A 25,178-nucleotide genomic window follows, 5' to 3' on the forward strand; every position below is an offset into this window, starting at 1 on the left:
CACAAGAGCTCTATTCACAAGAGCTCTATTCACAAGAGCTCTATTAACAAGAGTTCTATTTGTAGGAGCCTCTATGAGTCACTGTGGTAAGTTTCGATGACTTGATAGATGGCGTGTCCAAGCTGCTCAATTTGAGGTTTGGTGATCACATAAGGGGGCATCAGATAAATAAGCTTGCCAAAGGGTCTGATCCACACGCCTTGCTCCACAAACATGGGTTGGATTTCATGGAGATTAACTGGCTGATGGAGCTCCACAACACCAATGGCACCAAGGCAGCGAATACTGGCCACAGCATCAAGTGATTCGCAGGGTTTTAGGGCTTCTTCAAGCCAGCTTTGCAAAGCCCCCACTTTATTTTCAATGTCATAGCTTGCCACTAAATCAAGACTGGCGTTTGCGGCTGAGCACGCCAAGGCATTGCCCATAAAGGTTGGGCCATGCATAAATACTCCGCCATCTTGGCTAATGCCTAGGGCCACCTTGTCGTTGGCCAGAGTGGCTGCCAGGGTGATGTAGCCCCCAGTAAGTGCCTTACCTAAGCACATAATATCAGGCTCAATATGGCAGTGATTAGTGGCAAACAGCTTGCCAGTTCGGCCAAAGCCAGTGGCTATTTCATCAAAGATCAGCAATATATCGAACTCATCGCATAGGGCACGAAGCTCATCCAAATAGCTCGGATTGTAAAAACGCATGCCTCCGGCATTTTGTACGACAGGTTCAATAATAAAGCCTGCCAACTGGTGGTGCTCGGCTTCAAAAAGAATGCGTATCTCTTGGAGGTAAGCTTCTTGAACAGGCTCTGTAAGACCTGTGGGTGGCGGTGAGACGAAATACTGAGGCGTTAAAGCTTGGTTAAACATGCTGTGCATGCCATTCACTGGATCACACACCGACATGGCAGCAAAGGTGTCCCCATGATAACCCGAGCGTGGGGTCGCGAAATGCTGCTTAGAGGGAAGGCCTTGGGTATGCCAGTACTGTATGGCCATTTTTAAAGCCACTTCCACAGACACTGAACCAGAGTCAGAAAAGAAGACACGCTGGAGTGACTCAGGTGTCATGCTCACTAACTTCTGTGCCAGAGCAATAGCGGGTTCGTGGGTAAGACCACCAAACATGACATGGGAAAAAGAGTGTATCTGTTGTGTCATGGCGTCATTGATGCTTGGGTGGTTGTAGCCATGAATAACGCTCCACCAAGAGGACATACCATCAATCAGCTTACGACCATCGGCTAGCTCAATTTCACAGCCTTCTGCACCCTTCACCAAAAAATGGGGTGCTGGGTGACTCATAGAAGTGTAAGGGTGCCACAGGAGTTGTTTATCGAGCTCGATGAGTTGTGCTTGGTTCATAGATGAGCAGCCAAATGTGATGAATGTGGCGGGATACTAGCGAAATTTACAGGGGCTCGCTAGTTTGAGATGGTGTGCGTGCCAAAGCGACCACAATGACTTCTTTGCTGCCTGCCTGCTTGAGTGCTTTGGCGCAGGCTTCGATGGTGCTGCCTGTGGTAATGAGGTCGTCAATCAGTATCACATAGTCCGGTGCAGGCTTTGCCACGGTAAATGCCTTGGCACTTAAGCGTTGGCGTTCTTTCTTTTTAAGGGTGTGTTGTGTTGGGCGCTCCTGGCTACGGGAAATATCAAAGGTATGAAAAGGATGCTCTAAGGTATGTTTTAAATGTGATTTTAGAAGCTTACGAATGAAGCGTGTTTGACAGTAGCCCCGCTCTAGCAGAGAGCTTCGCCCGGTAGGCACCACGCACCAGTGCCAAGGTTTTGAGAGGTCCAGCTGCTCTAGCAATGCATGGGCTAATAACTTTGCTAAGGGGCGAAATAGGTGGCCTTTGTTGTTGAATTTCGCTTGGGTGATGAGGGCACGAGTAAGACCACTGTATACCAGCGGGGCAATGACCGATTTAAAGGCAGGTGGATGGCTTTGACACTGACCACAAATGTCGATGCTGACTAGGGTGGGGCGAGCGCATTGGCCACAGTGGTGGGTGTTTGGTGTGAGGAAGGTGCGACATTGGGAGCAAAGGTTTCCTTCCCCTTTAAAACCGCAAATATAGCACTGTTCTATATTCAGCCTTTTGTAAACCTTGTTAAATATCAAGGTTGACAGATTTCTGTTGTTCATTAGTATTGCGTTCCTTGCAACAATAAAATGATGGAGCCGATACGGTGAATATTTCCACTGAACCCCGATTTGACTGGACGAGCCAAGAAGTTCAGGCATTGTTTGATTTGCCTTTTATGGATCTGCTATTCCATGCTCAATCCGTACATAGGGCACACTTTTCACCGAATCAAGTTCAAGTTAGTACCTTGTTGTCCATTAAAACAGGGGCTTGCCCAGAAGACTGCAAATACTGTCCTCAGAGTGGTCATTACAACACAGAGCTAGAGAAAGAAAAGCTCATGGAAGTGCAAAAGGTGTTGCAAGAAGCGACCTTGGCGAAAGAAAAAGGCGCAACCCGCTTTTGCATGGGGGCTGCTTGGAAGCATCCGTCGCAAAAAGATTTTCCTTACGTGCTTGAGATGATTAAAGGCGTTAAACAGCTTGGTCTTGAGTCTTGTGTCACCTTGGGGACGCTAAACGAAGATCAGGCGAAGCAACTTGCCGAGGCAGGGTTGGATTACTACAACCACAACCTTGACACGTCTCCAGAGTACTATGACAGCATCATTACCACTCGCTCCTACCAAGAGCGCTTAGATACCCTTTCTCGAGTACGAGACAACGGCGTAAAACTTTGCTGTGGCGGCATTATGGGTATGGGAGAAGAAGAGAAAGATCGTGTAGGGTTGCTGCGTCAGTTGGCCCAAATGACGCCTCATCCTGAGAGTGTGCCGATTAACATGCTGGTGAAAGTAGCGGGTACGCCTCTGGAGAACGTGGACGATCTCGATGAGTTTGATTTCATTCGTACCATCGCGGTGGCCCGTATTCTAATGCCTCATTCTCACGTGCGCCTGTCTGCGGGTCGTCAGGGTATGAGCGAGCAAACTCAAGCCTTATGTTTTATGGCGGGGGCTAACTCTATCTTCTATGGTGAAAAACTACTGACCACAGGCAACCCTGAGGCGGACAAAGACCGCTTGCTGTTTGAAAAATTGGGTATTAAACCAGAGCAACGCCATGATGTGTCTGATGAAGCGGTAGAAGAATCTATCGTTGCCCAAGCGAAAGCCCAAGAAGAGTCTAAGTTCTTTTATGATGCCAGCGTCAGCTAGTACGCCAGACTGGATTAAGCAGGCCCTAAAGGAGCGAAAATCTCAGGATTTATATCGCTCGGTACGAAAAATTGCAGGGCCTCAATCCACCCGAGTGAGTCAGGAAGGCCAGCCCTACCTGTCGTTTTGCTCAAATGATTACTTAGGACTGGCAAACCATCCTGATCTTAAGCAAGCCATGGCGGATGCCGCCCTAGAGATGGGGGTAGGAAGTGGTGCTTCTCATTTGGTCTGTGGTCATTTAGATATCCATGCTGCCTTGGAAAAAGCGTTAGCTCAGTGGCTTGGCTACGATCGTGTCTTACTGTTCAGTACAGGTTATATGGCTAATTTGGCGGTGATTTCTGCTCTGGGTAGCAAAGACCGTCCTGTCATCATGGATAAGCTTAATCATGCTTCCTTAATCGATGGGGCTCAGCTATCAGGGGCGCCGTTTCGTCGGTATTTGCATGGGGACGTGCAAAGTGCTGAAAAGCTTATGGACCGGTCTGATCAGGCTGGTATTTTGGCGACGGATGGGGTGTTCAGTATGGATGGGGACATTGCACCATTAAAGTTGTTGGCAGAGTCTGCCGCGGCTCGCCAGTGGACATTGATGGTAGATGATGCCCATGGCCTTGGTTGTTTGGGAGATGATGGGCGTGGCGCCCTGGCATTGGCTGGGCTAGATGCCTCTAAAGTCCCTTTACTAATGGGCACCTTTGGCAAGGCATTTGGTGTGGCGGGAGCCTTTGTGGCCTGTTCTGAAGATTTGGCGGAATACCTCACCCAGTTTGCTCGCCCGTTTATTTATACCACGGCGATGTCCCCTGCAGTTGCAGCAACGGTGTTAAAAAGCCTTGAGGTGATTCGATCAGAGGAAGGGCAAGCAAGGCGGCGCAGGCTAGCGAGTAATATTGAATTGTTTCGCTCACGAGCAGCGGATTGGCCTGCCCAGTTAATGGCATCGAACAGTGCCATCCAACCGATTATTGTTGGCTCCAATGGGTTAGCTCTCGCCATTAGTGAGCAGCTAAAGGCGAAGGGGATTTTATGTACCGCCATACGTCCGCCAACGGTGCCGGTGAATACGGCTCGTATACGGATTACTCTCAGTGCTGAGCACAGTCATACAGATGTGATCTATTTATGTGATACCCTAGATCGCATCTTTAATGACCTGGGTAAGTGATGGTTTATGCGTACTCCTATTGAAACAGAAGCTTTTGGTGATCCGAGTCATCCTGCGATTTTCTTCGTCCCGGGTTGGGCCATGCCGAAGGAAGTCTTTCATAGGGTGGCGCAAGCCCTGAGCAAGAACTTTTATGTGGTGCTGGCTAACTTGCCGGGTATTTCGGTGGATTCTGATTGGCACAAGCGTAATCGCTTTGGTCCCAATTACGATATTGATGCCTTAGCAGAGCAATTGATTCGTTCGGCTCCTAAGCCTTGTTGGTGGGTCGGTTGGTCGTTGGGTGGCATGGTGGCAAATTATATTGCTGCACGCCGCTCTAGTTGTGTGGAAGGGGTTATTACCCTGGGCTCAGCTCCAAAATTTGTTGCCGATGAGCATTGGCCTTTGGGGATGGAGCAAACCACGTTCGATCAGTTTGCTGAGCTGGTGCGTGAAACACCGGAAAAAGGTTATCGACGCTTTCTATCGATTCAATCCCAGGGCTGTCGCGATGAAAAAGCGACCCTGAAGCAGTTAGCATCCTTTCAGCCTAAAGAGTTGATTGACCCTGAGGCGCTAAATCGTGGTTTGGCTTTGTTGGCTCAGCTCGATGTGCGTCGAGAAATGGCTTTGCTGGATGTTCCGAATTTGCATGTGTTTGGTGCCCAAGATGGACTGGTTTCTGCTCAGGTGGTGAATGAATTGCCATCGAACCTGCTGCAGACAGTGATGGTTCTACCAGACTGTGGTCATCAGCCGTTTATTGAAGATGAGCCACAATGTGTGGCCTTAATACAACAGTACATAGATGAGCATTCAACCCGCTAATATCTCTCCTAGCTATAAGCAAAAAGTCGCCGCGCGTTTTTCTAAAGCGGCGCAGACCTACGATGATTATGCCGCCTTCCAGGAGGTGGTATTAAACCAATTATTTGCCATGGTGAATGTGTCTCAGACTGATGATGTTTGGTTGGATCTGGGCACCGGAACTGGGCGAGCCTTATCCCTGTTTGCAAGTGCTGAAACTTGTCCTAGTTTATTGGCTGCTGATATTTCTCACTCTATGCTGCAGCAAGCTCAAGGGAGAATGCCTGAGGCGCACTTTATTTGTGGGGATGCAGAGGCACTGCCGTTAAAAAGCCAATCATTGGATGGCATTTTTTCCAGTCTTGCTTTGCAATGGTGTCTCAATCAAGAGGTGTTGTTTGATGAGTTGCACCGGGTACTCAAACAAGATGGGGAGCTAGTATTCGCGACCCTGCTGCAAGATTCAATGCCGGAGCTGAATCAAGCTTGGCAGCAAGTGGATGGCTGCTCCCACCAAAATCAGTATTTGTCCTATGATGAGCTACTTAAAATCTGTCGAAGAGCAGGTTTTCAAGAGGTACAGGCCCAGCAAAACACTATTACTAGCTGGTTTCCCTGCGTCAGAGATGTGGTAGATTCCCTCAAAAAAGTAGGCGCCTCATTGATAAAAGATGGCGCTGCACCTATCAGCCCAGGTAAGTGGCGTAATTTTGAGACCCAATACGAACGCTATCGAGAAACACAGGGGCTGCCCTTGTCCTATCGTGTTGCGTTTATACGTTTGAAAAAGGTAAATCATGGCTAAACAGCAGTATTTTGTCACCGGAACCGATACGGACGCCGGAAAAACCCACGTCTGTGAAGGCTTATTGACCGCCGCTGGGCGTCAAGGGTTACGCTCTTTAGGAGTAAAGCCAATCTCCGCAGGGGCAGAATTAGTAGAGGGTAAATGGGTAAACGAGGATGCCTTGCGTATTCAGGCGGCCAGCTCGGTTAAGCTGCGATACGAGCAGGTGAACCCTGTGGTTTTTGAAGCGGCCATTGCTCCTCATATTGCGGCAGCGAAAGAGAATCGGATCATCAATGCTTCCCGTTTGGAAGGGTTTATTAAAGGCACCTTGCTTACGCCCCATGACTTCGCCTTAGTAGAAGGGGCAGGGGGCTGGCGCGTCCCATTAAATGATCGAGAGTTATTGTCCGACGTGGCAAAACGCCTGGCTTTGCCGGTGATTGTGGTGGTGAACATGAAGCTTGGATGTTTGAATCATGCCATTCTCACAATGGAAGCCATTAATCGTGATGGTTTAAAAATCGCTGGCTGGGTGGCGAATGCTGGGTTGGAAGAGATGCCTTACTTTGAGGAAAACCTCGCAACGCTCCAAGGAATGTTGTCAGCGCCTTTGCTTGGCACCTTATCAAAGCATGAGGAAAGACTTGCTGCTGAACAGGAGTTTGATGGGATACTGTCGAAATTGAGCTGATTTTTATGGGCGTGCTTCCAATATTTGTGTAAGAATTACGTAAGTATGGAATGATTAGGAAGATTCGCTTGTGGCTCCCGTAAAGCAATATTTAGTGCTGATGCTGGCTCTCTTGTCAGCGCCGGCCGTTTTCGCAGATATCACAATTGGTATGAGCGCGGGGTTTAGCGGCCCTTTGGGGCAGGATAACCTCGCCTACCGTTATGGTGTTCAAGCGGCCTTTGCCAAGCTTAATGCTCAAGGGGGAGTGAGAGGCGAGTCGTTAAAACTGGAAGCGCTCGATGACGAGTTCTCAGAAGTTTTGGCAGAGAGAAACGCCCAGCGTTTTACAAATCGCAAAAATGTTTTAGCTATTTTGGGAGGGGGGGAGCACTCTTCATTGGCGTTAGCGCGCGTAGCGGAAAGAGAAGACATTCTGTTTCTTGGTGGCGTTGCTATGCCTCCTCAAGCTCTAGATAAAACCAGAAACGTTTTAAGTGTCCGCCCCACTATGTCCACTGAGGCTGGATTCTTGTGTGAGAGTTTTAAAGCCCAAGGCATTCAACGGGTATCTGTTGTGCATCCAGAGGCCAGTGTCATGTTTGGTTTTGTGCAGCAAGCTTGCCAAGCTCAAAAAGTTGAGGTGGAGGGCGTCAGTTATCCAGCCAACTCCCTGGGTTTCCATGACACAGTTAAACGTGCTTCCGCCATCACTAATTCCGAAGTTTTACTACTAGGGGACTCCCGCACGTTAAACATCCTTTTGCGGCAATTGGGTATGTCGTTTTATGAGAATAAAACGCTCTGGTTAACATCTGCTGTGGATCCAAAATCAGTTAAGGGTCAGTTGTTGTCTATCCGCTCTCTAAAATCTGTTTCTTTTTTTGGGGCTTCTGTTTTAACAACCCCGACTTACCAGGATTACACTAAAAGTCTTGCTGACCTTAATCCTTATCTAACGCCTCATATGCGTGGATTCGAAGGCTATATAACGGCGCTAGTATTAGCTCGTGGCCTTGAAGATGTGGTCAACCCTTTTAATTTAGAGACACCCTCCGATGCGCTTAAATTGCCACTCAATGTGGTGCGCCGATTTACTGGATGGGTACAAGAGGGGAAAGACCCAGAACGCCAAAGACAGTTAATTATTGCGCTTAGTGTGATGAGCAATTTGAATTTAGGATCAGGTGCTTATCCAGGTTTTCATGCTCAGTCACGTGTTGTGGATTGGGACTTCTTTATCGTCGAAAATTAATCTGTAGGGCTGCATAACATGGATATGTCGTTGACAAATAAACAGCTTTCAAAAATCAAGTTGCCAGTATTGTTGCCACTGATTATTGCCTTTTTTCTGATTTGGCTGCTGTTTGTTGGTGTGGCGTGGCTTTGGTTTGAAAGTCTTCAGCAGCGCAGTTTACAAGAGCGTATTAACCAATTTGATGATCAGCTATTTCAAGAACAAACCAGTGTTATGGGGGCTTTGGAAGAGCGCCTAACACTGTTGGAATCGTTGATTGTCTCCAACGATATGGTTCCCCTTGAGAGTATTTTTGAGCAAACGGTTGCTGGTATGAAGTTATCCCGTTTGACTTGGGTAGATGATAATGGGGAGCTTAGATTTGAAACGGCCACCTCTCTTCTGCCATTGGATATAGCAATGGGATATGGTGATTCATTTAATAATGATGAGCGTGGACTGAATTATAAGCGGGGACTGATATTGCTCCCTACAGGCGAACTTATTTTACGTGCAGTGCAATTGCTCCCTGATGGCTTCGGTGCTTTGGTGGCCGATTATCCTTTTGTGCGAAGTATTGGCCAGCTATCTAGGGCCCATGGGGTATATACCAACCTTATTGCTGGGACTGATTCAGTTGATCCACAATTGGCTCAGGCTTTTCCTGCCATGACATTTAACCAATATGCACAACCATTTTCTGAAGCGACATTAACCATTTACAGCAGTGATGCACTGGTGAATCCAAGTGATTTCATTAGCGTTTATCAAGAAATGATGGCCAATAATGACGCAGGGCGATTTTCTTATAAAACCGGTATTGGATTGGGTGAAGAGTATTTTGACCTAGCCTTATTGCCGTTTTTTGGTGTTGAAGGTGAATTAATAGCACAAACGCTTGTGGTAAAGAATACGACCCAAGATCAAGAAGATACCCTATGGTTGCAATTGGTAGTAACTGTCGCAGCATTGCTTATTGCTGCCTTGCTACTCATGTTCTTTTATTTCCTGTTGGGGCGTATAGAGCGCCGTATCCAGTCTGGTGAATTGCAGATTCTAGAGGAGCGTGATCGCTCTGAGTCATTGCGAATTGAATCGGAAACACTGCGAATTGATGCAGAAACCCATAGGGAGCAAGCAGAGCTTGCCCGTGATGAGGCAGAAAAGGCCAGTTTAGTTAAATCAGAGTTTTTAGCCAAAATGAGCCACGAGTTACGCACGCCACTTAACGCCATTATAGGTTTATCCGAGATGATGCATGAGGATGCGAAAGAATTTGGCGATGAGGATTATGTGGAGCCTCTAGAACGAGTGATTCGTGCTTCAAAACATCTATTGAGTTTAATCAATGAAATATTAGATATTTCTAAAATAGAGTCTGGAAAAATGGAGATATATCCAGAAAACGCGGACTTAGATGCTTTGGTTACAGAGGTCATTGAAACGGCTGAAACCCTAGTGAAGGATAAACCTATTGCCTTTACGTTAGACAAGGACACCCTCGGCAGGGCGGTTGTTGACCCAACACGATTTAAGCAAGTGCTGTTTAATCTCATCAGTAATGCCATCAAATTTACCGATCAAGGGGAAGTCGGTGTCGCCGCCACAATGCATGATGGTGATGTAAAAATCAGTGTGACGGATACGGGGCCGGGTATCTCAGAGGAACAATTGTCGACGTTATTTAAGGAGTTTGTGCAATTGGACTCTAAATCTAACCGTAAACACGAGGGGACTGGGTTAGGACTTGCTATTAGCCGTAAATTTGCCCAAATGATGGGCGGTAATATCACGGTTACCAGTGAACTTGGAAAGGGTTCTACATTCACTTTTTCTATCCCTTTACGTCTTCCGAAAGTCTCGTCGACGGATGTCATAAGTGCGGATTTGCAGACTCTATTGCTGATCGATGATGATCCAACCAGTGCAGAATTAATTAGACGTCATATCCCAGAAGACGTGCAGGTAGAAGTCGCTGAAAATGGTGTACAGGCACTTGAGATAGCTCGAAATAAACGAGTCGATATGATCACCCTTGATGTGGAAATGCCCCTGTTAAATGGTTGGGATACTTTGGCAGCATTGAGAGCAGATAAGGCCCTTGCAAACATCCCTGTGGTGATTATTTCAGTTTCGGATGAGCGCCAGAAGGCTTATGAAATGGGGGCCACGGATTACCTAGTAAAACCCATTAAACAAGAGGATGTTGAGCGGATATTACACACTGCAAGTAAAGAGTCTAGTAACGCATCTTCTGTGTTGGTAGTTGATGACTCTGAGGAAATTCGGATGTCTGCTCGAAAGCTGTTTGAGCGGCTTGGGTTAACCGTATTTGAAGCGGAAAATGGTCAAGTGGCTCTGCAGCGTTTAGCGCAAGTCCGTCCCGACTTTGTCATTCTGGATTTGATGATGCCTGAAATGGATGGTTTTGAGCTGCTGCAACGAATGCGCTCAGGAGAGTTTAAAGATTTGGATGTATATATCATGACTGCTATGGAGTTAACGCCTGAGCAAAAACAATGGTTAGAAGGACGAGCGACAGCCGTGTTGAGCAAAGGTGGTGATAGCGAGGGGTCTTTTCTTTCTCGAATGAAATCGATTGTTAAAGAGGCTCGAGGATGACGGTAAAGGTCCTGTACGTTGAGGACAATGAAGACAATGTCTATATGTTGTCTCGGCGACTTAAACGCATTGGTATGGAAGTGGATGTGGCACCCACTGGTGAAGAGGGTGTTGAGAAGTGTTTGTCTGGTTCATACGATTTGATCTTGATGGATTTAAGTTTACCTGGGATTGATGGCTGGGAGGCGATTGAACAAATACGCAGAGCGGGAAGGGATTTGCCGATTTTGGCGTTGTCGGCTCATGCGATGCAAGAGCATATTGATCAGGCCCTAAAGTCGGGAGCTAATGATTTTGATAGTAAACCAGTGGACTTTACTCGATTGAGAGGCAAATTGGAGTCATTGTTATCCGGAGGCAAAGATGCCTAAGATATTGATTGTTGATGATATTGAAGATAACCGCTACCTACTTAAGCGTCGTTTGAAACGGTTTGGCTTTGACAACTGTGTCGAGGCGGACAATGGCTTTAAGGCAATTGAGCTGGTTCGAGATGAAGTGATTGATCTGGTTTTTTTAGATCTGATGATGCCCGGCATGGATGGTTTTGAAGTTCTCACTGAGTTGCGCAATCTTCAGCTGCTGGATAATCTTCCTGTCATCATGATTTCGGCCGCCGATGATTTGGAAAATGTGGCAAAGGGGATTGAGTTAGGAGCAGAAGATTACCTATCGAAACCCTTTAATCCTACTATCTTGAAAGCTCGCACAGATGCTGCCCTGGAAAAGCGTGCTCGGGCGTTGGATAAAATTCAGACCGCTCAGAATAGTGATATTTATACTGGGCTACCGAATGCCAGCGGCATGATGGCAGACAGTAAAAATTGGGATAGCTATCAGTCTGTAAAAGCATTGCAGGTGCAGTTTGTAAAGTACACGGATATCTACAACAGTTTTGGGGTAGACGGTGCAACTAAATATTTGTGTGCTCAGATAAACAAATTGACTGAGTTTTTGAATGACAGTGGCTTATGTCAGGCTCCTGCTTTATATCGCATGACCTATGACAGTGTCGCGATCACCATGCCGAATGTGTCAGATGAGGCCGTTTTTGAAATCTCAGAGCACATTATACGCACCTTGTCTGGCCAGTTTACCTCGGACACCATTTCTGTGTTGGAGGAAGTTCGTGTTGCGGCAACCGTGACGGATGAAGTGGTCGCTGCGTCAGAATTAAATCGTCAATTGGCATCTGCCATGTCCGGTACAAGCTTGCATCAACCATTTGCAGTGTATCAAGATGATGCCCAATCGGTTGTATTAGAGCGTATTTATTTAGAGGCTGATTTACGTCGTGCAATTGACCAGCGGGAGCTTGAAGTCTACTTTCAACCTCAGGTGGCGGTTGCCACTGGTGCAGTAGTCAGCGCTGAGGCGTTAGTAAGGTGGCCCCACCCAGAGCGGGGCATGATTTCTCCAGGGCAGTTTATACCGATTGCGGAGCAGGCGGGATTAATCAGTGACTTGGGGATGCTTGTAACCTCCTTAACACTAGAGGCCTTGCAGAATCTGGATACCCTTCAGAAAGCTGTGCCGATCAGTATTAATATTGCATCGGAACACTTTTTAGAATCGACTTTTGAACAGGAAATTACTCGCCTTCTTAGTTCCTACCCATCTCATTTGACGGCCTTGATTAAACTTGAGTTAACAGAGAGCACTTTTCTAGATGATAAGGCCCTGGTAAATCGGGTAATGTCTTCACTAAAGAATCAGGGAATGAAAATATCTTTGGATGACTTTGGTACCGGGTATTCGTCATTAAGCTATTTATTCCAGTTACCTATTGACCAACTTAAAATCGATAAAAGCTTTGTGGACGCGCTGGAGCTGGATAATCGAGCCCAGAGTATTTTGTCCCATATAATTGCTTTAGCCCATGACTTGGATTTTGAAGTAGTTGTTGAGGGAGTGGAGACACAGGAGCAATTGAACTGGGTTTCAGCCTCTGGTGCAGATCTTATTCAAGGGTATTTTTATTATAAGCCTTTGCCTTATAAAGATTTTATTGATGTATTGTAGTATTTAAAACACTGTCTATAGAGAGACACTGTGCTAAAGTCAGAAGTTATTAAGAATCTTTTGCATAGAGAATCATGAAAGCCTGTTTAATTGGAGTAAATCAAGAAGAGACTCAGGCGGTTGCGCCGGTGCTTCACTTTTTAGGTATTGAAGTGGTGCTCGATCCAGACTCTGGTGAGCACGTTGACTTCTTTGTCGTAGGGAGTGTCTTGGATGTTGCTCAACTGTCATTGCCTTTGCCTGCCATTTGGCTCGGGGATACCTTATCGAATGTAGAGGATTCGCTGGTTTGGAGCTGTCCAATTCCTTGGCGTCAAGAGCAGATTTTACCCGTGCTCAATCGCCTTGCTGAAACCCCGAATATGCCCCGTACTCAGGCTGTAAATTTAAATATTTACGTGCGTCATTTGGAGTCCGTTTTGATTCGTCATGCCTTGATGACCACCAATGGTGTGGTATCGAAAGCGGCAGACCTGTTGCAAATTCAGCGTACGACCTTGATTGAAAAGATGCGCCGTTACCAAATTGATAAATCGGAGCTATAAGTGAACAAGGACGAAGAAATTGCTCACTTAAGGGAAGCCTTTCTGCAGTTTGAAGAAACCTCCAGAACCCTGCAATCTTCCTATGAAGAATTACAGAGAGAAGTGCGCCAGCTCACGGCTCAGTTACAGGTCGCAGAGCAAGCTAAGCAAGAAGAAGAATCCAAAAACAAGGTGCTATTAAAGCAGTTTCAACAATTGTTTTGGTCTATGCCTGTTGGTGTGCTTCTGCTGAATGCAGAAGGCACAGTAGTGATGTCAAACCCCATCGTAGAGCGCTTGTTTGGTGAACGAATTCTAGGTGGGAGTTGGTCCCAAATCGTACCCAAAAGCTTTCGACCACAAAAAGACGATGGGCATGAAGTGACCATGGTATCGGGACGACGGGTGCGAGTAGAAACCTCTTCCTTGGGGGATGTTCCTGGGCAGCTGATCATCCTAGTTGACTTAACTGAGACTTATTCACTGCAGCGCCAGTTGGCACATCATGAGCGCTTGTCCACTATGGGTAAAATGGTGGCTGCCTTGGCTCATCAAATTCGAACCCCATTGTCTTCTGCTATCTTGTATTCAGGGCACTTAGAAAAAGAAGCGTTATCGGAAGATATGCGCATTCGATTTGCTGGGAAACTGTCGGATCGCCTGAACAATATTGAACGTCAAATCCGCGATATGCTGATTTTTTCTAAGGCCGACGTGAAACTTGATGAAAAAGTATCAACTAAGGCATTTTCTGAGTTGCTCCAAGAGCGGGTGGCTGAGCTAGCCGGTCAGAAAAATTGTGGATTCACTTGGACGGCCCATGAGAGCCTAAAGGGTATGCTTCAATGTAATCAGGAAGTGCTGATCGGTGCGCTCCTAAACCTTGTCAGTAATGGGATTGAAGCGTCAAAAGGAGTGGGGCCTATTGATGTTTCAGTGCAAGAGCGCTCGGGACAACTGGCTATTTCAATTAAGGATCACGGTCAGGGGATGAGTGAAGATCAAATGCAGCGGGTCCAAGAGGGTTTTGTGACGACTAAACAGCACGGCACTGGGCTTGGGCTTATGGTTGTAAAAGCGATCACCCGCGCTCACCATGGTTCGTTTTCATTAGAGAGTCATCTTGGGACGGGGACCACCGCCACAGTCGTTTTGCCAATAATAGGAAGTTGATATGACAGATGTGAGTTTATTAGTCGTTGAGGATGATCATGGGTTGGCTGAAGCCTTAGAAGACACTTTGTTATTGGCTGGTTACAAATGTTTGATGGTGGACAGTTCTGAACAGGCCATCCTAGAGCTTAAGCGTAAAACATTCGATATGGTGGTATCAGATGTGAACCTACCGGGTATGGATGGATATGGTCTGCTGCAACACGTGGTAGATCATTTTCCTGAATTGCCTATGATGCTGATGACGGCTTATGGTGACATCGCCCATGCGGTAGATGCCATGCGTAGTGGGGCGGTTGATTATTTATTGAAGCCGTTCCAGGAAACGGAATTACTAGAAGCCATCGCTAAACATACTTCCCATGTGGCGCAGGTTAAAAGTCATGCACCGATAGCGAAAGATCCTGCGAGTATTGCCTTAATCGATTTGGCAAGAAGGGTTGCAGTGACGGACTCCACGGTGTTGATTTGTGGTGAAAGCGGGACGGGTAAAGAAGTCTTATCCCAATACATTCATTCGGCGTCAGAGAGAAGTACTGGGCCATTTGTAGCGATAAACTGCGCGGCCATTCCTGAAAACATGCTCGAAGCCATGCTGTTTGGTTATGAGAAGGGCGCTTACACAGGGGCGGTGTCTTCTCAAGCAGGTAAATTTGAACAGGCCAACGGCGGTACCTTGTTGCTAGATGAGGTGACCGAAATGGATATTGGTTTGCAGGCTAAACTACTGCGTGTGCTTCAAGAGCAAGAAGTAGAGCGCCTTGGTGGGAAAAAGCCAATCAAACTAGATGTTCGAATCATTGCTACCACTAACCGCGATTTAGGTGAATATGTCCGTAATGGGGGCTTCCGTGAGGACTTGTATTACCGTTTAAATGTCTTTCCTTTGAAGTGGTTACCGATTCGTGAGCGTAAAGGCGATATACAACCGCTAGCAGAAGCATTATTGTTGAAGCATGCACAAAAGATGCGCCTTGATAACCCTTTGTTGACACCTTCTGCACTGAGCAAACTTGAAGCTCATTCTTGGCCTGGTAACGTTCGTGAGCTTGAGAATGTTATTCAGCGCTCGTTGATTTTGAGTGGTCAAGGTCGTATCAGTGATGAGCATATTTTATTTGATATGATTTCTGCCCCTAAAGTAGAAGAGGCCGATGAAGATGCCAGCGAAGCGGCGTCTATTTTAGGTAAAGGGGTTCAGCAACATGAGTTCCGCATTATTGCTCAAGCTCTTATTGACGCAAAAGGTAAGCGAAAAGAAGTGGCTGAGACTTTAGGCATCAGTCCTAGGACTTTACGTTATAAAATCGCTAAGATGCGGGAATGTGGCATAGAAGTTGATTGATATATAAGTCTAGTTTTTAATAGCAGTGTGCTAAGCTGTTACAAATTAATGGTTTTTTTTGGGTGTAAGTGATTATGATAACGGACAGACCTGATATTAATCAGGTGCTTTCACAGATGCGCGATTTGCGAAGTCAGGTGCAAGCCCCGAGTTCTGGACTGCAGAATCCCATGCAAACTGACACCACGCAAAGTGTCGATGGCGTGGAGCGCCCAGACTTTGCAGACATGCTTAAATCCGCAGTGGATAATGTAAATTCTTTGCAGAAAGACGCGACAAGCTTGGCGCAAGCCTATGAGCGTGGGGAAGACGGTGTGGATCTGCCCCAAGTGATGATTGGTTTGCAAAAATCCAGCGTGTCCTTTGAGGCCATGACCCAAGTGCGTAATAAGCTGGTGGATGCCTACGAAAAAATAATGAACATGCCTATTTAATGGGTTTAGACGCGGCAGTACTGAATGGATAACGTCCCAGCAGAACGATCTGAGCAAAAGCTCTATATGGAATTGTTGACGGGCTTCAATAAGTTAACGGTGATCCGTCAGCTTTCATTGATGGTCGGCTTAGCTGCGTCTATTGCTATTGCCCTAGCGGCAGTTCTCTGGTCATCTGGACCAGATTATAAGCCAGTGTTGAGCAGCATTACCGATTATAATGCTGATCAAATTGTTGAAATTCTTAATACCAATAATATCCCTTTCAAATTAGATCAAAATTCGGGCGCTTTGCTCGTTGAGTCTGACTTTTATCATCAAGCGCGACTCAAGCTCGCAGGGTCAGGTATCGTCTCAGACAATATTGTCGGCTTCGAGATTATGGACCAAGAGCAAGCCTTGGGGACCTCTCAGTTTGTGGAAACCACCCGCTACCGTCGAGGTCTGGAAGGTGAGTTGAGTCGGACAATTACCAGTTTACAAAGTGTTAAATCTGCCCGAGTGCACCTTGCCATCCCGAAAGAGTCCGTATTTGTGCGGGACACCCGTAAGCCCTCCGCATCGGTATTCTTGGAGCTTTATCCCGGTCGGCGATTAGATCGCAGCCAAGTGGATGCGATTGTGAATTTGGTGGCTTCTAGTATTTCTCAGTTAAGTGATAAAGATGTCACTGTGGTCGATCAGCGCGGCACCTTACTGACGGATAAGAGTGGTAATACTGAGCTGACGATCGCAGGCAAGCAATTTGACTATACCCGTCGTGTTGAAGATGTGATGCTGCAGCGGGTCAATAATATCCTTTCGCCAGTAGTAGGGAGTGGTCGCTTCCAAGCGGAAGTATCGGCGGATATTGATTTTACCGCGGTAGAACAAACCGACGAGCAGTACAATCCCGACTTGCTCGCATTGCGAAGTGAGCAGACCTTGCGTGAAAGAAGCTCATCTGCCTCCGCGAATGGTGGTGTTCCTGGTTCTTTGACCAATCAGCCCCCTGGAGCAGTGAATATTCCTGAAGCCACTGATGGCTCCGGTGCTGCCATTGGTGGCTCAGGTCAAGGTTCTAATGGTCAATCTCGGGAAGAAACTACCCGCAACTTTGAGTTAGACCGCAGTATCAGTTATACCCGCCGTCAACAGGGGACCGTGAGACGTTTGTCAGTGGCTGTCGTGGTGGATGATATCGCATCGGTTAATCCTGAAACCTCTGAGATTGTTAGAACGCCTTGGAGCGATGATGAGTTAAGCCGCTTGACCCTCTTGGTACGTGATGCTGTAGGTTATGACCCTTCCCGTGGTGACAGCGTCAGTGTCATTAATTCACCGTTTGCCTTGCCAGAGCCTCCTGCAGAACCAGAAAGCGTCCCTTTCTATCGTCAGCAGTGGTTTATGGATCTATTGCAGCCAGCCTTGGTGGGCTTGTTTGTTTTGCTACTATTATTGATGGTGGTTCGTCCGATTTTGAGAACCCTGAGTGAGCAAAACAAGATTGCTGTGGCGGAAGATACTGAAGCGGCAATTTTTGCAGATGAAACAGATGAAATCGCCGATGATCAGGTGTCCTTGGTGAGTGCTGAAGATGTGATGGTTCCAGGGTCTCCTGAGAAGATTGATCGACAGCTTAATGCGATTCGTGGCTTGATTGCAGAAGAGCCTGAGCGTGTTGCGCAAGTAGTAAAACAATGGGTGATGGAAGGCTAAGATGAGTGATGCTAACGCTGGAGATATGAGCTCCATTCAAAAGGCGGCTGTGTTGCTGATGTCTCTTGGTGAGTCTGATGCGGCTCAAATTTTGAAGCACATGGGGCCAAAAGAAGTACAGCGCATTGGTCAGGCCATGGCACAGTTGACTAATGTGCAGCGTCACCAAGTTGAAAAAGTATTAGATGACTTTTTGATTCTGGTTGGGGATCAGACAGGTCTAGGGCTTGGGTCCGATGGTTACATTCGTAACATGTTGAAAGAGGCGTTAGGTGAAGAAAAAGCCGGTAGTCTTATTGACCGAATTCTATTGGGTGGCAATACCACAGGTTTGGATACCTTGAAATGGATGGAGCCCCGTGCGGTTGCAGATGTGATTCGTTATGAGCATCCCCAGATTCAAGCCATTGTTATTTCTTACTTAGATCCTGACCAAGCAGCGGACATCTTGTCGAATTTTGATGAACGTGTGCGCTTGGATATTGTATTACGTGTGGCTTCTCTAGACACAGTGCAGCCTGCGGCATTACAGGAATTGAACAACATCCTTGAGCGCCAGTTCTCTGGTAATAACTCCACTAAATCCACATCTATTGGCGGCGTAAGAACGGCTGCAAACATTATGAACTTCATCGACAGTTCGGTGGAAGCTGAATTAATGGAATCGATCCGGGATGTGGACGAAGATCTTGCTGGTAGCATTCAAGACCTCATGTTTGTCTTTGATAATCTCATGGAAGTTGACGATCGTGGTATTCAGGTCATCTTGCGTGAGGTGGAATCCGAAACTCTGATCTTGGCGTTGAAGGGTGCGGACCCAGATATGCAGGAGAAGGTATACCGCAATATGTCCTCCCGTGCGGCAGACATGCTTAAGGATGACCTGGAAGCTAAGGGTCCTGTACGTGTCAGTGAGGTGGAAGTGGCTCAGAAAGAGATTCTTGCGATTGCGAGACGTTTGGCTGACAACGGTGAGATCGTCCTCGGTGGCGGCGGCGAACAAATGGTTTAATGAATGTCAGACGAAACACCGAAACAAAAAAAACTCACTGCCTATGAGCGCTGGGAGTTACCTAATCTAGACTCCAATCGCTCTTCTAAACCTCGAAGTCAAACCTCAGGTTTGGCGATCAAAGAGGATGAAGCGGTTGAGGTCACCGAAGAGATTGATGAAGAATCGTTAGTCTACGAACCTCTGACGGCGCAGCAGTTAGAAGAAATTCGTAGTGCCGCCTACGAAGAAGGGTTTGCTCAAGGTCAGGATGAAGGCTTTGAAAAGGGTAAAGAAGAGGGCTTTGAAAAAGGCCAAGAGCTTGGTTATTCAGAAGGCTTTGAAAAAGGCTTAGAAGATGGCAAAAGCGAAGCCTTTGAGAAGGGGGTTGAGCTTGCCCAAAGCCAGTTAGGAGAACTGGAACAGCTATTGAATGCCTGCCTACAAGAGTTTGAACGTCCCCTTGAACAATCTCGAGATGCTATTGAGGGTATTTTAAGAACCACAGCCAAGCGCTTGGTTGAGCATGTGCTTCATCATGAATTAGAAGAAGCTAGTGAGCAGTTACTCACAACAGAGCTCTCTAAAACGCTAACAGAACTTGCCGATTATGAGGGAAGGGCTGCTTTGAGTGTGCATCCTTCCTTGGTTGAGGCGGCTCAAGCTCTTGCCACGGATAGCCGCTTACAGATTAAAATTAAGCAGGATGAAGCCTTGTTACCTGGTGGGTTCGTGCTGGATTCTCAGGCATTCTTTGTGGACGGACGAGTTGAGACCCGTCTGCAAGAGATTTTAAGCCATTTAGACAAACCCTAGTTGGCGCCATTTATGACCAATCTGATTGATCGTTTTTTTCACCTGCAGCAACAGCCTCTGCCTGATATCGCTGTTGATATCGAAGGCAAAGTGACGCGCATGGTGGGACTGACCATGGAGGCGATTGGTTGTGTCGCTGCTTTGGGGGACCGCTGCTTGGTGCAAGTGGGGCGTAACCGCTGGGTAGAATCCGAAGTAGTCGGTTTTACTGGCGATTTGACTTATTTAATGCCTACGGAAGCCATCGATGGCATTTCCCCTGGCGCAAGGGTAAAACCTCTAAAAGCAGAGAGTTTAATGCCGGTCGGTCCGGGGCTTCTTGGTCGAGTGGTAAATGGCTTAGGTCGTCCTCTTGATGGAAAAGGGCCGATACAAGCGGAAGAAAGCATTTCTCTACAAAGCGACATTATCAACCCCCTCGAACGTAAACCGATCAGCGATTCTCTTGATGTGGGCATCAAAGCCATTAATTCCTTGTTGACCGTAGGCAAGGGTCAACGGTTAGGGTTGTTTGCTGGCAGTGGTGTCGGTAAGAGTATGTTGCTGGGGATGATGACGCGTTTTACCGAAGCTGACATTACTGTGGTGGGGCTGATTGGTGAGCGTGGCCGTGAGGTGAAAGAGTTTATTGAGCAGATACTTGGCCCAGAAGGCTTGGCTCGATCTGTGGTGGTGGCATCGCCAGCGGATGATTCCGCGTTAATGCGTCTCAGGGCAGCGGTACTGACCTCACGGATTGCCGAGTATTACCGAGATCAAGGCAAAAATGTTCTCTTGCTGATGGACTCTTTGACCCGTTATGCCCAAGCGCAGCGAGAAATAGCCCTATCTGTAGGTGAACCGCCTGCCACCAAGGGCTATCCGCCTTCTGTGTTTTCAAAACTACCGTGGTTAGTAGAACGAGCCGGTAACGGTAAAGAAGGGGGGGGCTCAGTAACGGCCTTTTATACGGTCTTGACGGAAGGAGATGACCAGCAAGACCCTATTGCTGATGCTTCTCGAGCCATTCTGGATGGGCATATTGTATTGTCTCGTCGTTTGGCGGAAGAAGGTCATTATCCTGCCATTGATATTGAAGCGTCCATTTCCCGTGCCATGCCCCATATTGTCTCCGAAGCCCATATGCAAGGGGCCATGCGAGTGAAGCAGCTGTATTCTCGCTATCAGCAAAACCGAGACCTAATCGCTGTTGGGGCCTATACAAAAGGCAGTGATCCAGAATTAGATCAAGCCATCCAGTTAATGCCTGCCATCAATGACTTCTTGCGTCAGTCATTAAGCGAAAGCTTCTCTATTGATAGTAGTTTGGAGGCTCTAGTAGCAGCGATGACTTCGGTGCCAGCCACAAACTAGACGCTAGAGTAAGTAATCGCTACTATCTAGAGGTTCCGAGGGAGTAGCATGAAAAAATCTCAGCGCATGCAAATATTGGTAGACGTTGCTAAACGTAAAGAAGACGAAGTTGTAAAGCTTCTGGCTCGTGACCGTGCACGTCTGTTAGAGGATCAGCGCAAGCTGGATGATCTTCGCGATTATGCTAGCCAATATGATCAAGAACGCAATTTGCTCGGTTTATCCCCTTACCTCACAACGAATTACCAACACTTTGTGGATCGTGTGCAACAGGCGATTCAGCAGCAGATTCTTCAGGTAAAACGCTCTCAGCAACAGCTAGATATGACCATGAAACGCTGGCAAAACGCCCGCGCGAAGACCAAGGGAATGGATTGGTTAAAAGATAAAAGTGTCACGGAAGAAGTGGCTATAGAAAACAAGCAAGAGCAGAAGCAGATTGATGAATTTGCCAGTCGATTGTTTTTTGATCGGATGAACTCTTGATGTCCGATGGCCTAGATGTCCTGACGAATCAAACTCCTAAGCTATTCTTCCAATTGGAAGAGGCGATACTTTCTCTGCCAGAAAAACCCTTATATGGGGCTTCCCGAACCCTGCTCCTGTTGTCAGAACTGGTGGCAGAGTTGTCTCTAGAGAGTAAGCATGAAGGTATATGCAGTGCCTGTGGCAGCCTTCATGACCGACTCGATCAAGCATTAGCAACCCAAGGCGGTTGGCCAAGTGCTCAGGAATCTTTGCTTATGGCATGGGTAACGGAGGCGCGCTCACAGTACTTATTGACTGAGTCATTTTACTTGCCTGAGGATTTAGGTGAATTGTTACAGCTTAAGCAGAGGATTTTCGATGCCTTTGCACCCTACGATGGTAAAGAGTCGAATACTTTAACGGGTGCTTTTGAAGGGCAACTTGGGGAGCTTGAAACAGGTTTAAATCTTTTGTCAGAGATTGGCCTTTGGTCAATTGATCACTGTGCTAATCAGCTGCCCTCCTTAGGAGTGTCTGAAGGGGGGATCGTATCTTGTGATCTTACTCTTTCAACCACATTAAGCAAAATGGACCTACAGCAGCGATGTGATACTGGCTGGCACTGGTCTGAAGCAGAGAGCTCCAGCAAGCTTGAGAGGGATGTTGTCAGCCGACTGGACCAAAATACGACGAGGGAAACGCTTTCATATTTAAAGCGCTTTGCCATTGAGCGGGAAACCTGGCGCCATAATGCATCGTTAGGGCGATTATTTGCAGATATGGAAACCAGGGTTTGCTCTCAAACTTTGGCCCTAGATACGCTATATGATTTGCATGGGGCAACGGGGTTTCATGTGGTTGCTAAAGATAGACCTCCTATAGCGGAAGCGAGAGCGGCGGTGGCCTTGATGGCATACGGCGGTGTGTTTGTCGTAACCGGTGGGGACATCTTACCCTATGAGTTGGCGTCGGTCATTTTGCCTGTTTATAAGGTATCGACTAATGGTCGAACCGTTATCATCCCTGCGTATTTTGCCGATACTCACGAACTAGACGTTATGAAAGGGACAAGGCTTTCATTAACGGAAGCGGGGTGGGGGCAATCTGAGAGCGCTGAAGAAAAGCCTGTGCTCAGAGTTTGGCGTGATCAGAGAGGTTACCTGTTAATGGGGGATGGTATTGAGAGAGCCTATGGGACGCCGGTTCGCACCAAGTGGTTACCCGATAAGGTGATTAATGTTTGGAGTGTGCGTGGTGAGCTTATGGAAGAGTATCACCTACCCGATGAATTAGATGTCAGGATACTTGCTCAAGGGGCTACTCAGTCTCCCAACGGTATTTGCCAAACCCCCATTTCGACTTTGAGTGATCAGGTTAAGATAACTGAGTGTTTAGTGTGTAAAAATTGCCGTATCCGAGTCGCCTCAATGCTAATCAGTGCAGTATTGCCAAGCGTTGCTTGTGTGCGTTTTGGTGAGTCTATGTTGTTGCTTGAGGATTCTCTTATTCCCATATTGAACCCTTGGGTAGTGATGAATAAAACGGGTGTGTTTTTAGTGTTACGAGCGGGAGGAATGGAGATTGCTGTGGGATGTCAAACCATTGAAGGAGTTCATGTTGAGCCTCGTGAAGAGGTTCAATTGGCGTCTGTAAGTGAGCTTTATCCGCAATGGGTATCAGGTATTATTCAAGATTTACAGATTGTCAGTGAAGCAGAGGTTTTTGCTTTGCATCGTATGTTGTTAGAGGCCAGTTAAATGCTAGATACGCAAAAGTCTGCTTATGATGAGTTTAATCAATCTCGTAATCGATTTTCTGACTGGATTGTACAGTATGCATTAGTGTTTACCGTGGCCTTAATTGGCTTGTTGTCAGTGATGTATTACTCCGTTAGCCAGCAATATGCATCTCAGATGGAGCGCTTACAGCAAACTCATACCTTAACGACCACAACCATGGAACTGTCTTACCGTTGGGAATTGGTTGCCCAAGAGGGTACCTACTTAGTGACAGATCTGCTGGAAGCTGAGAGGGCGTTAAAAGCAGGTGTACAAGGTTTGTTGCAACATGATGCGTCAGTGCCAGATGTGCCGAATGCATCCACCTACAACCCAGATGAGCATAAGCAGCTTGCCATCAGTCGTTTAGGTCAAATCTCTCAACTTCTTAGTTCTATTCGTTCGGAATTGGAGCGGTTTACCGTTTTTCAAAACAGTTTGTTTCCATTGCTGAGTATCGGCTGGTTGGCGTTATTCTTGTATTTGGTATGGGGCTGGAGTCGGGTACTAAAAGACCGAAAATCGGCTCTACGTTTCTTCCACTATCAGCTCGATCGTCGGCTTTCAGATCAACCTTTGTCGGCGATTCATGGTGCGCGAAACGACGAATATGGTGATTTCTCCCGTTATTTAGACAGTGTCTTATCTTCAATAGTGCATGACAACAAAGCCATTAAGCATGATATTGAGTTACGCCAGTCTGCCTTGTCTGCATCGGTTTCCATTAAATTCCTGTTGAATCAGTACCGTGAGATCGCAGTGATGAGTGAGGGCGCTTCAGAGCTTTGGGTGTTAGAGTCCTCTGCATTGGCCGAGGTGCTTGAAGTGGATGCCCATTTGGATCGCTTAGAAGGGGAGGTGGTTTCAGAAGCGTTACTGTCTGCTTCGTCCTTGTCTCCTGTCTTGATTGGCGGACAAACTTTTGTTGTGCACTCTCAGCGTATTGGTTCTAGTGAGCCATATGGTTACCTTGTGGAATTTGTTCCTCAAGTGGCGACAAATGAGTTGAAGGTGTTAGAGGCCTCGTTAAGTCTCATGTCAAACGATGTGTGGAATGCCCCCATTCGTATTTTGAATGAAAATTCCTCTTATCTCAGTTTTTCTCAAAAGCTCGAAGCTGTGCGTAGCCATGTTGCGGGTTTCCTTGAAGGAATGAACACATTTTTGCACCAATGTGGAAAAGGACATCATAAGATTACCAAACTGCAACAGTTGTCAGGTGAGCTCATTGCTACACTTCAAAGCAACCAATCAGATCAAGCCGATCAGGAGCTTTTTGAGTCCCAAGTTCAGCTTGAGGTGAAGGGTAGTAAACAAAACTTTTTGCAGGTGAGAGAGCAAATCGAGCAACGGTTTGAATTGTATGAAACCTATTTTCAGCAGCTGACAGAGTTGCAGTTGGCTCAAGGTGCTTGGGTCAACTCTGTTCATGATGGTTTAGCGAATACAAAACAAGCTGTGCTGGGGCTTTTAACTATGGCTGATGATCATCAAACGGTCAGTGCACTAGAGCATGGTATTGTGGATTTAGCTCATGATATTGATACGGTTTTAGCGGATATTGTAGAGTCGCGACCAGCGGCTCAAGGTATCCGTTTAGAGCAGATCAAAGGGTCGGAATCTGAGCTCATGGCACACCTTAATTTGGTGCAAGAACAGTTTGAAAGGATCGCTCAATTAACTCACCACAGCATAGAGAATGACAAGTAGACCAAAGGTCTATGTTTAATGTTGTGAGGCGATAAAATGATTGTTGAGCAGTTTGATGACAAAACCAATACCTTGGTACTGGTGGTGAAGGGGCGTTTTGATTATTCCTGTCAGCAAGCCTTTCGTGAAAGCTTTTTAAAGCGCTCAAAGCAGTGTCGATTCGTCGTAGACTTATCTCAAGTGAACTATATTGATAGCTCTGCGTTGGGTATGCTTTTGCTGCTTCGTGATCATGCGGGGGGCAATAAAGGGGAAGTGGTGTTAACTGGTGCCCGTGATTTTGTTGAGAACGCGTTGCGTATGGCTCGTTTTGAGCGCCTGTTTACCTTAGGTTAGGATGCT

At 46.9% G+C, this 25,178-nt stretch carries 23 protein-coding genes and 1 pseudogene; 22 read left to right on the forward strand and 2 right to left on the reverse strand.

Going from position 1 to position 25,178, the window contains the following annotated elements; all coding sequences use genetic code 11:
• Window position 1 precedes the first annotated feature (1 nt).
• Window positions 2-100: pseudogene (locus ACZ5DR_RS09165) on the forward strand (hypothetical protein); the annotation flags it as partial.
• On the opposite strand, the gene bioA reads toward ACZ5DR_RS09165, so the two are convergent.
• Both bioA and ACZ5DR_RS09175 read right to left on the reverse strand, forming a co-directional pair.
• Complete coding sequence (gene bioA / locus ACZ5DR_RS09170) at window positions 72-1,361, reverse strand: adenosylmethionine--8-amino-7-oxononanoate transaminase (RefSeq protein WP_377368341.1); 1,290 nt, start codon at window positions 1,359-1,361, stop codon at window positions 72-74. The pseudogene ACZ5DR_RS09165 and the gene bioA overlap by 29 nt on opposite strands.
• 46 nt (window positions 1,362-1,407) lie before the next feature.
• Window positions 1,408-2,148 carry a ComF family protein gene (locus tag ACZ5DR_RS09175; RefSeq protein ID WP_377368339.1) on the reverse strand — a complete coding sequence of 247 codons (741 nt, stop codon included), beginning with the start codon at window positions 2,146-2,148 and terminating at the stop codon, window positions 1,408-1,410.
• A 50-nt stretch (window positions 2,149-2,198) separates the two neighbouring features.
• Between ACZ5DR_RS09175 and bioB the strand changes: the two genes are divergently transcribed.
• The 21 genes from bioB to ACZ5DR_RS09280 all read left to right on the forward strand — a co-directional run bounded on the left by bioB (window position 2,199) and on the right by ACZ5DR_RS09280 (window position 25,172).
• Window positions 2,199-3,245, forward strand: a complete 1,047-nt coding sequence (gene bioB, locus ACZ5DR_RS09180; RefSeq protein ID WP_377368813.1) for a biotin synthase BioB — start codon at window positions 2,199-2,201, stop codon at window positions 3,243-3,245.
• Entirely contained in the window at window positions 3,226-4,416 is a 1,191-nt protein-coding gene (gene bioF, locus ACZ5DR_RS09185; protein WP_377368337.1) for an 8-amino-7-oxononanoate synthase, read from the forward strand. The genes bioB and bioF overlap by 20 nt, the downstream gene beginning before the upstream one ends.
• Window positions 4,417-4,422: 6 nt before the next feature.
• A complete protein-coding gene (locus tag ACZ5DR_RS09190) occupies window positions 4,423-5,226 on the forward strand; it encodes an alpha/beta fold hydrolase (RefSeq protein WP_377368335.1) in 804 nt (267 codons plus the stop codon).
• The gene (gene bioC, locus ACZ5DR_RS09195; protein WP_377368333.1) at window positions 5,207-6,010 is read left to right on the forward strand and encodes a malonyl-ACP O-methyltransferase BioC; all 804 of its coding nucleotides are present in this window, start codon (window positions 5,207-5,209) and stop codon (window positions 6,008-6,010) included. The genes ACZ5DR_RS09190 and bioC overlap by 20 nt, the downstream gene beginning before the upstream one ends.
• Window positions 6,003-6,686 (forward strand): dethiobiotin synthase, encoded by a 684-nt coding sequence (bioD, locus tag ACZ5DR_RS09200; protein WP_377368331.1) that lies wholly within the window; start codon window positions 6,003-6,005, stop codon window positions 6,684-6,686. The genes bioC and bioD overlap by 8 nt, the downstream gene beginning before the upstream one ends.
• 70 nt (window positions 6,687-6,756) lie before the next feature.
• Window positions 6,757-7,920: an ABC transporter substrate-binding protein gene (locus ACZ5DR_RS09205; protein ID WP_377368329.1), complete on the forward strand. Its 1,164-nt coding sequence runs from the start codon at window positions 6,757-6,759 to the stop codon at window positions 7,918-7,920.
• An 18-nt stretch (window positions 7,921-7,938) separates the two neighbouring features.
• On the forward strand, window positions 7,939-10,524 hold the full coding sequence (locus ACZ5DR_RS09210; protein ID WP_377368327.1) for a response regulator: 2,586 nt from the start codon (window positions 7,939-7,941) through the stop codon (window positions 10,522-10,524).
• A complete protein-coding gene (locus ACZ5DR_RS09215) occupies window positions 10,521-10,895 on the forward strand; it encodes a response regulator (RefSeq protein WP_377368325.1) in 375 nt (124 codons plus the stop codon). The genes ACZ5DR_RS09210 and ACZ5DR_RS09215 overlap by 4 nt, the downstream gene beginning before the upstream one ends.
• Window positions 10,888-12,546: an EAL domain-containing protein gene (locus ACZ5DR_RS09220; protein WP_377368323.1), complete on the forward strand. Its 1,659-nt coding sequence runs from the start codon at window positions 10,888-10,890 to the stop codon at window positions 12,544-12,546. Before ACZ5DR_RS09215 ends, ACZ5DR_RS09220 begins: the two co-directional genes overlap by 8 nt.
• A 74-nt stretch (window positions 12,547-12,620) precedes the next feature.
• Window positions 12,621-13,091, forward strand: a complete 471-nt coding sequence (locus tag ACZ5DR_RS09225; protein ID WP_377368321.1) for a helix-turn-helix domain-containing protein — start codon at window positions 12,621-12,623, stop codon at window positions 13,089-13,091.
• Window positions 13,092-14,243 (forward strand): sensor histidine kinase, encoded by a 1,152-nt coding sequence (locus tag ACZ5DR_RS09230; RefSeq protein WP_377368319.1) that lies wholly within the window; start codon window positions 13,092-13,094, stop codon window positions 14,241-14,243.
• Between the two features lies 1 nt (window position 14,244).
• Window positions 14,245-15,588, forward strand: a complete 1,344-nt coding sequence (locus ACZ5DR_RS09235; RefSeq protein WP_377368317.1) for a sigma-54-dependent transcriptional regulator — start codon at window positions 14,245-14,247, stop codon at window positions 15,586-15,588.
• 74 nt (window positions 15,589-15,662) lie between these two features.
• Entirely contained in the window at window positions 15,663-16,022 is a 360-nt protein-coding gene (fliE, locus tag ACZ5DR_RS09240) for a flagellar hook-basal body complex protein FliE (protein WP_464543453.1), read from the forward strand.
• A 24-nt stretch (window positions 16,023-16,046) separates the two neighbouring features.
• Entirely contained in the window at window positions 16,047-17,720 is a 1,674-nt protein-coding gene (fliF, locus tag ACZ5DR_RS09245) for a flagellar basal-body MS-ring/collar protein FliF (protein WP_377368313.1), read from the forward strand.
• 1 nt (window position 17,721) lies between these two features.
• On the forward strand, window positions 17,722-18,732 hold the full coding sequence (gene fliG, locus ACZ5DR_RS09250; RefSeq protein WP_377368311.1) for a flagellar motor switch protein FliG: 1,011 nt from the start codon (window positions 17,722-17,724) through the stop codon (window positions 18,730-18,732).
• 3 nt (window positions 18,733-18,735) lie between these two features.
• A complete protein-coding gene (locus ACZ5DR_RS09255; protein ID WP_377368309.1) occupies window positions 18,736-19,527 on the forward strand; it encodes a FliH/SctL family protein in 792 nt (263 codons plus the stop codon).
• 12 nt (window positions 19,528-19,539) lie between these two features.
• Window positions 19,540-20,880 carry a flagellar protein export ATPase FliI gene (gene fliI, locus ACZ5DR_RS09260; RefSeq protein ID WP_377368307.1) on the forward strand — a complete coding sequence of 447 codons (1,341 nt, stop codon included), beginning with the start codon at window positions 19,540-19,542 and terminating at the stop codon, window positions 20,878-20,880.
• A 48-nt stretch (window positions 20,881-20,928) separates the two neighbouring features.
• Window positions 20,929-21,366 carry a flagellar export protein FliJ gene (fliJ, locus tag ACZ5DR_RS09265; RefSeq protein WP_377368305.1) on the forward strand — a complete coding sequence of 146 codons (438 nt, stop codon included), beginning with the start codon at window positions 20,929-20,931 and terminating at the stop codon, window positions 21,364-21,366.
• Window positions 21,366-23,105, forward strand: a complete 1,740-nt coding sequence (locus ACZ5DR_RS09270) for a hypothetical protein (protein WP_377368303.1) — start codon at window positions 21,366-21,368, stop codon at window positions 23,103-23,105. The genes fliJ and ACZ5DR_RS09270 overlap by 1 nt, the downstream gene beginning before the upstream one ends.
• A complete protein-coding gene (locus ACZ5DR_RS09275; RefSeq protein ID WP_377368301.1) occupies window positions 23,106-24,836 on the forward strand; it encodes a hypothetical protein in 1,731 nt (576 codons plus the stop codon).
• A 36-nt stretch (window positions 24,837-24,872) separates the two neighbouring features.
• Complete coding sequence (locus tag ACZ5DR_RS09280) at window positions 24,873-25,172, forward strand: STAS domain-containing protein (protein WP_377368299.1); 300 nt, start codon at window positions 24,873-24,875, stop codon at window positions 25,170-25,172.
• Window positions 25,173-25,178 lie beyond the last annotated feature (6 nt).

The sequence above is a fragment of the Marinomonas vaga genome (assembly GCF_055388305.1).